This is a genomic window from Micromonospora acroterricola (assembly GCF_003172955.1).
Taxonomy (GTDB): domain Bacteria; phylum Actinomycetota; class Actinomycetes; order Mycobacteriales; family Micromonosporaceae; genus Micromonospora; species Micromonospora acroterricola.
Genome location: NZ_QGKR01000356.1, coordinates 1 through 8,585 on the forward strand (window position 1 = coordinate 1; position 8,585 = coordinate 8,585).

Annotated in this window: 9 protein-coding genes and 1 pseudogene; 7 read left to right on the plus strand and 3 right to left on the minus strand. The window is 75.2% G+C overall.

From position 1 onward, the window contains the following. Nucleotides 1–1,058, minus strand: a 1,058-nt coding sequence (locus tag DKT68_RS29955; RefSeq protein ID WP_109820735.1) for a hypothetical protein, incomplete at its 3' end; no start/stop codon positions are given. A gap of 145 nt (nucleotides 1,059–1,203) precedes the next feature. Here DKT68_RS29955 and DKT68_RS29960 point away from each other — a divergent pair. From DKT68_RS29960 to DKT68_RS29970, 3 genes are read left to right on the plus strand one after another with little or no spacing between them, the layout of a single operon-like run. Beyond that, nucleotides 1,204–1,878: a glycosyltransferase family 2 protein gene (locus DKT68_RS29960; RefSeq protein WP_109820736.1), complete on the plus strand. Its 675-nt coding sequence runs from the start codon at nucleotides 1,204–1,206 to the stop codon at nucleotides 1,876–1,878. Beyond that, a complete protein-coding gene (locus DKT68_RS29965) occupies nucleotides 1,875–2,555 on the plus strand; it encodes a TIGR04282 family arsenosugar biosynthesis glycosyltransferase (protein ID WP_109820737.1) in 681 nt (226 codons plus the stop codon). The genes DKT68_RS29960 and DKT68_RS29965 overlap by 4 nt, the downstream gene beginning before the upstream one ends. Continuing rightward, the gene (locus DKT68_RS29970) at nucleotides 2,552–3,265 is read left to right on the plus strand and encodes a class I SAM-dependent methyltransferase (RefSeq protein WP_109820738.1); all 714 of its coding nucleotides are present in this window, start codon (nucleotides 2,552–2,554) and stop codon (nucleotides 3,263–3,265) included. Before DKT68_RS29965 ends, DKT68_RS29970 begins: the two co-directional genes overlap by 4 nt. A gap of 110 nt (nucleotides 3,266–3,375) precedes the next feature. Here DKT68_RS29970 and DKT68_RS29975 read toward each other — a convergent pair. Together DKT68_RS29975 and DKT68_RS29980 are read right to left on the minus strand one after the other, a co-directional pair. After that, nucleotides 3,376–4,137: pseudogene (locus DKT68_RS29975) on the minus strand (sensor histidine kinase); the annotation flags it as partial. Next, a complete protein-coding gene (locus DKT68_RS29980; protein WP_109820739.1) occupies nucleotides 4,130–4,822 on the minus strand; it encodes a response regulator transcription factor in 693 nt (230 codons plus the stop codon). The pseudogene DKT68_RS29975 and the gene DKT68_RS29980, both read right to left, overlap by 8 nt. A 457-nt stretch (nucleotides 4,823–5,279) precedes the next feature. Between DKT68_RS29980 and DKT68_RS29990 the strand changes: the two genes are divergently transcribed. The 4 genes from DKT68_RS29990 to DKT68_RS30005 form a co-directional block, all read left to right on the plus strand. Then, the gene (locus DKT68_RS29990) at nucleotides 5,280–6,491 is read left to right on the plus strand and encodes a helix-turn-helix domain-containing protein (protein WP_109820740.1); all 1,212 of its coding nucleotides are present in this window, start codon (nucleotides 5,280–5,282) and stop codon (nucleotides 6,489–6,491) included. A gap of 333 nt (nucleotides 6,492–6,824) precedes the next feature. After that, on the plus strand, nucleotides 6,825–7,043 hold the full coding sequence (locus DKT68_RS32580) for a hypothetical protein (protein WP_109820742.1): 219 nt from the start codon (nucleotides 6,825–6,827) through the stop codon (nucleotides 7,041–7,043). Beyond that, nucleotides 7,040–7,213, plus strand: coding sequence for a hypothetical protein (locus tag DKT68_RS31650; RefSeq protein ID WP_201749246.1), 174 nt, complete (start codon nucleotides 7,040–7,042; stop codon nucleotides 7,211–7,213). The genes DKT68_RS32580 and DKT68_RS31650 overlap by 4 nt, the downstream gene beginning before the upstream one ends. Nucleotides 7,214–7,325: 112 nt before the next feature. Continuing rightward, nucleotides 7,326–8,585, plus strand: a 1,260-nt coding sequence (locus DKT68_RS30005; RefSeq protein WP_146218452.1) for an Hsp70 family protein, incomplete at its 3' end; no start/stop codon positions are given.

Sequence of the window (8,585 nt, forward strand, 5' to 3'; positions counted from 1 at the left end):
CCGGCCCGCGCCGCCAGGTTGGCCCACACCCAGTAGCCGTACGGGCGCTCGGCCGCCCAGCCCTGGTAGTACCGCTCGACCACCAGCCGGTAGCCGTCCCACCAATGGAAACCGGCCGCCACGAAGACCGCCGTCACGGCGACCACCCCGGCGCCGGCCGCGAGCAGCGCGCCCCACCGCTGGGTACGGCGCAGCGCCAGCACGGCGAGCGCCAGCACCCCGACCAGTAGGAACCCGTACGACAGGTGCAGCGCGAAGCCGAGCAGCGCGCCACCGGCCGCGGCGGCGGCCCGGCCGCGTACCGCCAGCAGGGCCAGGCCGGCCGCGACCACGGCGGCGAAGATGCCGTCGGCGGACGCGCCCACCCAGACCGCGCCCGGCAGCAGGACCAGGAACGGGACCACCGCGCGGGCCGCGTCCGCCGCGCCGAGGGCCCGCAGGGTCACCGGCACCGACACCGTCACCGTGGCCCCGACCAGCACGCAGGTCAGCGCCGCGGCGGTGCCACCGCCCAGGCCGACCCGGTCCAGCCAGACGAAGATCAGCAGCGCGCCCGGCGGATGCCCGGCGGTGTGTGTCGACCAGGCGTCCGGTTGGAAGTCCAGGATCCGGCCGGTGAACCCGGCCAGCATCGCCGGGATGTCGGTGACCCCCGGAACCTCGTGCAGGTACTCCGCCTGCGGGGTGAGCCGCCGCGTCAGCCCCGCCGACCAGCCGTCGACCAGGGCCAACGACAGCGTCCAGGCCACCGCCGCCGACCACGCGGCGACCAGCAGGACGCCCCACCGGGCGGTGCGGGCCCACCGCACGCCCCAGCCCACCACCGCGGCCGCCACCAGCAGCGCGGCCGGGCTTCCCCAGCCCACGTGTGGCCGCCAGGTCGCGTACAGCGGGGCGGCGTCGGCGTGCAGGCCGGCGCCGCGCTCGTTGAGCAGCACCCCCACCAGCACCGCCACGGCGAGCAGCGCCGCCTCGACGCCCACCACCAGCAGGTCGCCCCGCAAGCGGCGGGTCGGGGTCCGCCCGGGGGCGGCGGCGGGAGCGGCGGTCGAGGTCATGACCACCGGACGGTACGGCGGCAGCCGGCCTCCCGGCGGCGGAACCGCCGGCCCGTCACCGGACGGTAAGAAATGCCCTGGCGGTAAGGGTTCGGTAAGCACATTCCGGCCTCCGCCGGTCGGGTGCCGCCCTAGCGTCGGCGGTATGCCGACTCTGATCGACGTGGTGCTGCCCTGCCTGGACGAGGCGGCCGCCCTGCCCGGGGTGCTCACCGCGCTGCCTCCCGGCTACCGGGCGATCGTGGTGGACAACGGCTCCCGGGACGGCTCACCCGAGGTGGCCGCCCGGCACGGCGCCCGGGTGGTCCACGAGTCCCGGCGCGGCTACGGCGCGGCGGTGCACACCGGGCTGGAGGCCGCCGACGGTGAGTTGGTCTGCGTCCTCGACGCGGACGGCTCCTTCGACCCGGCCGAGCTGCCCGCCCTGGTCGCGCCGGTGGAGGCCGGGACGGCGGATCTCAGCGTGGGCCGGCGTCGGCCGGTCGGCGCCGGGGTGTGGCCGTGGCACGCCCGTGCCGGCACGGCGCTGGTCGCCGCGCTGCTGCGCCGTCGGGGCGTACCGCTGCGGGACCTCAGCCCGATCCGGGTGGCCCGCCGTGACGCGCTGCTCGCCCTCGGCGTCGCCGACCGGGCCTTCGGCTACCCCCTCGAACTGCTGATCCGCGCGGCCGCCGCCGGCTGGCGGATCCACGAGCTGGACGTGACCTACGCGCCCCGGGCCGCCGGCACCCGGTCGAAGGTGTCCGGCTCGGTCCGCGGCACCCTGCGCGCCACCCGTGACTTCGCCGGCGTGCTGCGCACCGTGGACGGCCCCCGGTGACCATCCTGCTGGTGGTGGCCAAGGCGCCGGTGCCCGGAGCGGTGAAGACGCGACTCTGCCCACCGGCCACTCCGGCGCAGGCGGCCCGGATCGCCGCCGCCGCGCTGCGCGACACCCTCGACGCCGTCCGCGCCACCCCCGGGGTGACCCCCGTGCTGGCCTGTGCGGGAAGGCTGACCGAGGTGGAGGACGCCGCCGCGTTGACCGCCGCGCTCACCGGCTGGCCGGTGCTGGACCAGCGCGGTGCCAGGCTCGGCGACCGGCTCGCCAACGCGTACGCCGAGGTGGCGGCGGCGTACCCCGGTCGGCCCGTGCTCCAGATCGGCATGGACACCCCGCAGCTGACCCCGGCCCGGCTGACCGCCGCCGTACGCCGGCTGCGCGCCTCCGACGCGGTGCTCGGCCGGGCGCGCGACGGCGGCTGGTGGTCGCTGGGACTGCGCGAGCCCCGGCACGCGGACGTGCTGCGTGACGTGCCCATGTCGACACCCGACACCGGCCGGGCCACCTGGGCGGCGCTGACCGGGCGGGGCCTGTCGGTCGTGCCGCTGCCGGTCCTGCGCGACGTCGACGAGTGGCCCGACGCCCTCGCGGTGGCGAGGGACGTGCCCGGGGGGCGGTTCGCCCGGCAGGTCGCGGCGGTCCGTCTCGCCCTGGTGCCCGGGGAGCGGCGGTGAGCGGGGCCGACACGGCGGTCGGCGTACCGCCCGACGCCGCACCGGCCCGTCCCGACGGCTTCGCCGCCGCGCTCGGCGACCGGTCGGGTGGGCGGTGGCTGGTGCACGGCGACGGGGTACGCAGCCGGCTGCCGGTCGCGCGCTGGCACGGCCCCGCCGAGCCGGCCGTGGCCGCGGTGGTGGCCCGCTGCGCCGGGCCGACCCTGGATCTCGGCTGCGGACCCGGCCGGCTCACTCTGGCGCTGACCCGCGCCGGCCTGACCGCGGTCGGCGTGGACGTGTCGGCGGACGCGGTGCGGATGACCCGGGCCCGAGGCGCGGTGGGCCTGCGCCGCGACCTGTTCGACCCGCTGCCCGGCGAGGGCCGGTGGGCGCACGCGGTGCTGATCGACGGCAACATCGGCATCGGGGGCGACCCGGTGGCGCTGCTGCGCCGGTGCCGGGCGCTGCTCGCGACCGCCGGCACCGTGCTGGTGGAGTTGGAGCCGCCCGGCGCCGGACTCTGGCAGGGCCACGCCCGGGTCGCCGCCGCGTGCCCGGCCGGCCGGCTCCGGCTCGGCCCGCCGTTCCGCTGGGCCCGCCTCGACGCGCGGGCCGTGCACCAGGTCGCCGGCGCCGCCGACCTGGTGGTACGGGAGCTGTTCCGGCGCGGCCGGCGCTGGTTCGGCGAGCTGACCATGCCGCACCCGCCCGATCGCCCGGCGACGTGACCGTGCTTCCGTGACTGCCATCGCCCCCGCGGGGCGGAGGAGCCCGGTCGACGCCGCCGGCACGGAAGCGAAGCCGTGGCCCGGTCTGGTCGGCCGCCTCCGGTTGATTCGGCGTCCACCCGGACCGTGCCGTCGCTGGGTGTGTAGTGCACCGCGTTGAGCAGCAGGTTACCCACCACCCGGGCCAGCTCGGGCTCGCTCGCCAGCACGGTCGGCCAGCCCGACTCCGCGGCCACCAGGCGAATCCGGCGGGCCTCGGCCAGCGGCGCGGTGCCGGCCAGCGCGTCGGAGACCACCTCGCCGAGCGGCACCGCCGAGAGCGAGAGCCGCAGCGCCCCGGCGTTGATCCGCGACAGCTCGAACAGGTCGTCGACGAGGCGGGTCATCCGGTCGGTCTGCGCGCGGATCCGCCGGTGGTACTCGGCAACCGTCGCCGGGTCGTCGACCACCCGGTCCTCCAACGCCTCGGCCATCGCCCGCAGCCCCGCCAGCGGCGTCCGCAGGTCGTGCGACACCCAGGCGACCAGGTCCCGGCGGCCCTTCTCGACCCGCCGTTCCCGCTCCCGGGCCTGATCCGCCCAGACCGCGGCCACGGCCAGCCGGCGCCCGAAATACCAGCCCACGGCGAGGCTGACCACCGCCGCCGCGGCCACCGTGAGCAGGACGACCTGGAGGTCGTGCGGCGACAGGAACATCGCCTGGGCGACCACCACCACACCGGCCACCACGGCGGCCACGGTGACCGTGAGCAGGACGCACACGTGCACGGTGATCGACCGGTGGCGCAGCAGCCGCAATGTCAGCGCGCCCACCAGGCCGACGCCGAGCGCGGCCGACAGCGCAGCGCCGAAGATCAGCGCCAGGTCACGCACCGGCCGGCTCGTACCGGTAGCCGACGCCCCACACCGTGACGATCCGCCGGGGCTCGGCCGGGTCGTCCTCGATCTTCTCCCGCAGGCGCCGCACGTGGACGGTCACCGTGGACTGGTCGCCGAAGTTCCAGCCCCACACCCGCTCCAGCAACTCGGTGCGGCGGAACGCCCGCGTCGGGTGCCGCATCAGGTGGGCCAGCAGGTCGAACTCGCGCAGCGTCAGAGCCAGCTCCCGGCCGTGCAGTCGGGCGACCCGGGGCCCGGTGGCCACCTCCAGCCCCGCGTCGACCAGCACCTCGGCCACCGGAGCGGCCGGCTCCCCGGCCCGGCGCAGCACCGACCCGACGCGCAGCACCAGCTCGCGCGGCGAGAACGGCTTGCCCAGGTAGTCGTCCGCGCCCAGTTGCAGGCCGAGCACCCGATCCGCCTCGTCGCCGCGCGCGGTCAGCATGATGATGGGTACGCCGTCCGGCCGCTCCCGCAACCGCCGGCACACCTGCAACCCGTCCAACCCGGGCAGCATCAGGTCCAGCACCACCAGGTGCGGTGCCCGATCCTGCACGGCGTCCAGGGCGGCCAGCCCGTCCCCGACGTGGCTCACGTCGTAACCGGCGTGCTCCAGGTAGCGGCAGACCACGTCGCTGACGGTCCGGTCGTCGTCGACCACGAGCACCCGCTGCGCCACCGGCCACCTCCCCGGCCAGCCTAGCCAGCGTCACCGTCAGGTGGTGCCGGCAGATCTTGCGATCCTCTTACGTCCGGCCGACCTTTCCGTCGCAGCGGGCCGCTGACTATCCCGTCGACGAGGGCGCCGCGCCGCGACAGAATCAGCCGATGCCCGTCCCGCCCCTGCCCCTCCTGCGCACGGCGCACCTCTGACGGCAGATGGACCCCCGACTGGGCCGACACCGAACCCGGCCGGATCCCGGTGCCGACGATCGGCTGGCTGACGTGGCACATCGGGTGGTGGTGGACCGTGGCCATGGAGCACTTTCGGTTGGGTCTCCTCGACCGCCTCACCGACGCCGACCTCGACGGCGCCGCCACGCGCGTCTCTTATCAGGCGGGGCGCCGGTCGGTAGCGTGGGACCGAACGGCGGCCGTCGGGCCGGTGACGCATCCCGGCTATGAGGAGGTACGGGATGAACTCCATGCCGGAATTGAGCTTCGGGCAGCGTCTCAAGGTCTACCGCGAACGATCCGGCAAGACGCGTGCCGTGCTCGGCGGGCTGGTCGGTCGTAGCGCCGAGTGGGTGAAGGCGGTGGAGACGGACCGCATCCTGCCGCCCCGCGTACACATGTTGGACCGCATTGCGCGGGCCCTCAAGGTCGACGTGTCCGCCCTGGTGGGGGAGTTGAGCGACCGGTCGGCCGCCGTGAACGGCCCCGAGCATCCGGCGCTGGCCTCGGTCCGGGACGCGGTGAACCGTTTCCCCCTGTCCGGTGATTTGCCTCCAGACTCGCTGGGCCGTCTGCGGGATCGTCTCTCGGCGGCGTGGCGGGCGCGGCACCAGGCGTCGGACCATCGCACGGTGTTGGGCGCGTTGTTGCCGGATCTGGTGCGGGACGCGCAGGCTGCCGCGTTGACATACGAGGGTGCCGACCGTCGGCGGGCGCAGGCTCTGTTGGCTGAGGTACTTGGACTCGCGCAGATGTTCCTCGCCTACCAGCCGGCTGCCGAACTGCTGTGGCGGGTCGCCGACCGCGCTATGGTGGCCGCCCAGGAGTCCGGTGATCCCGAGGCGCTGGCCGGCGCGGGGTGGTTCCTGTGCCAGGTGCACCGGGACGCCGGGGACTGGGACACCGCCATTGCGGTGACGCTCGACATCCTCTCGACCCTGGAAGCGCGCACGGCCGATGCGAACGCGAACCTTCTTGCGCTCTGGGGTGCGCTGCACTTCGAGGCCGCCTACACGGCGGCCCGCGCCGGAGAGGAGGGCCGGGCGTGGCGGTACTGGGACCGCGCCGACGAGGTGGCCCAGCGTCTACCGCAGGGGTTCTATCAGCCGCAGACGTCGTTCTCACGCGTCGTCATGGGTGCCCACGCCGTGACCGTGGCCGTGGAGTTGCAGAAGTCCGGCGAGGCGGTGCGGCAGGCGCGCCGCCACGAGGCGGCGGCCATTCCATCGAGGCCACGTCGTGCCCGTCACCTCATCGAGGTCGCTCGTGCCCACTACGGCAAGGACGACAAGGAAGCCGCCGTGGCGACTCTCCGACAGGCGTACGAGTCAGCTCCGGAGACGATCCGCTTCAACGGCTATGCCCGACAGATCACTCTGGATCTGATTGACGGGCCGCGTGCCACGCGCGACGGAGCGCGTGACCTGGCGTTGAAGGTCGGTCTGATCTCCTGATCCAGGGGTACAGACCTTACCCATCCCACCCCGTAGCCGTACGTAACTTGCTCGCCACGGGGTGCGGCGGGCGGTGTGAGATCGCTTGTCGCCGCGTCCCTCAGTCGGGGGTGGACAGGCCACCCTCGCTCGTGACGAGGGAGGGCGCGTGCGGCGCGTCTCATACGAGGAATTCGTCTCGGCTGCCGCCCTGACTCTGGCCCGCCGTCACCGGCCGGTCTGGTCCTGGCGACACTGGCGACGGATCTGCCGCTGCGGGGCGAACCTGCCGTGCCGCAGCCGTCACCGGATCCCGATCAACCGCGGCCACTGGCCGGCCCAGGACGACCGGTCATGACCGCTCACCGCCCTGTCCTGCCGGCCTGGACGTGTGGCGGCTGCGGCAGCGATTGGCCCTGCCCGACCCGCCGCCGAGAGTTGGTCGCCGAGTACGACCGCGCTTCCGTGTCACTCGCCCTCTATCTGGCCGCTCAGCTCGTCGACGCCACCCGGGACCTTGCCCAGGTTCCCGCCGGCTCCCTGCACCAACGATTCCTCGGCTGGATCCGATGAGCATTCTTCGGCCTGGTGACGAGAAGTTCCACTACAGCGACGGCTCCCACCGGTGGATTCCGCCGGACCCGGAGTACGACCAGGAGGTCTGGGACGAGCAGGTTCGCCAGCACAAGCATGGTCACCTGCGCAACGAGCGTCCGACGGCGCGCCTCCAGCGTCTCGTCTGACCGCTCTACGCGCGCGGGTCGGCGCGAGGCTGACCGAGTGATCAGTGGGGCGGCGCCGGCTGCGTACGATGCGGGGCTGAGTTTCCCTCGTCGCGGCGGAGGTATCGGGCAGATGGCAGGCCAACACGAGGGCTTCGCTCTCGGCGTCGACCTCGGTACGTCCAACACGGTCGCGGTGCTGCGCTGGCCGGACGGGCGGACCCGACCGCTGCTGATGGACGGTCAGCCGGTCAGCCCGTCCGCCGTGTACGCCGACCCGGACGGCACGCTGCACACCGGCTGGGACGCCCGGCGGCTGGCCCAGGCGGACCCGGCCCGCTTCGAGGCGAACCCGAAGCGTCGGGTGGACGAGCCGATGGTGCTGCTCGGTGACCGCTCGTACCCGCCGGCCGAGCTGCTCGCCGGGGTGCTGACGGCGGTCGCGCGGGCCGCCGTGGGCGCCGTCGGCTTCCTGCCTCCGGCCGTGCTCACCTGCCCGGCGGCCTGGGACGCGACGCGGCGGCAGGTGCTCGGCGACGCGCTGCTGCGGGCCGGCTGGCCGCAGGCCGCCGAGCACACCCTGGCCGGGCCGACGCCGCCGGGCACCCGGCTGCTGCGGGAGCCGGTGGCCGCCGCCCGCTACTACACGCAGGTGCTGCACCGGCCGGTGCCGGTCGGCGGCGCGATCGCGGTGTTCGACTTCGGCGGCGGGACGCTCGATGTCGCGGTGCTGCGCAACGAGGGCGCCGACCCGTGGGGCGACTCCGGCTTCAGCGTCGTCGCCGACGGTGGGCTGCCCGACCTCGGTGGCCTGGATCTCGACGCGGCGCTGGTGCGGCGGGTCGGCGAGCTGGTCGGTGACCGGCACGCCGCCCAGTGGGCCCGACTGATGCACCCGACGGACCCGGCGCAGCGCCGCGACCAGGTCCGGCTGTGGGACGAGGTCCGGGGCGCCAAGGAGACCCTGTCCCGGTCCACCGTGGCGCCGGTCGCGGTCCCCGGGGTGGCCGACGCGGTGCGGCTGACCCGGGAGGACGTCGAGCGGGTCGCCACGCCGCTGCTGCGCCGCGCGGTCGACCGGGCCCGGGAGGTGATCGCCGCCGCCGGGCTCAGCCCCGACCAGCTCGCCGGGCTGTTCCTGGTCGGCGGGTCGTCGCGGATCCCGCTGGTGGCCCGGATGCTGCATGCCGAGCTGGGAGTGGCCCCGACGGTGCTGGACCAGCCGGAGTTGCCGGTGGCCGAGGGCGCGCTGACCGACCTGCCGCTGCGCGGACAGTTGTCCGTGCCGGCGTACGCCGGACCGCCGCTCGCCCCACCCGCGCCGGCTGCGCTGCCGGCCGCACCCGCCGCGCCGGCCCTCGTGTCCACCGCGCCGACCGTGCCGGCCGGGGCC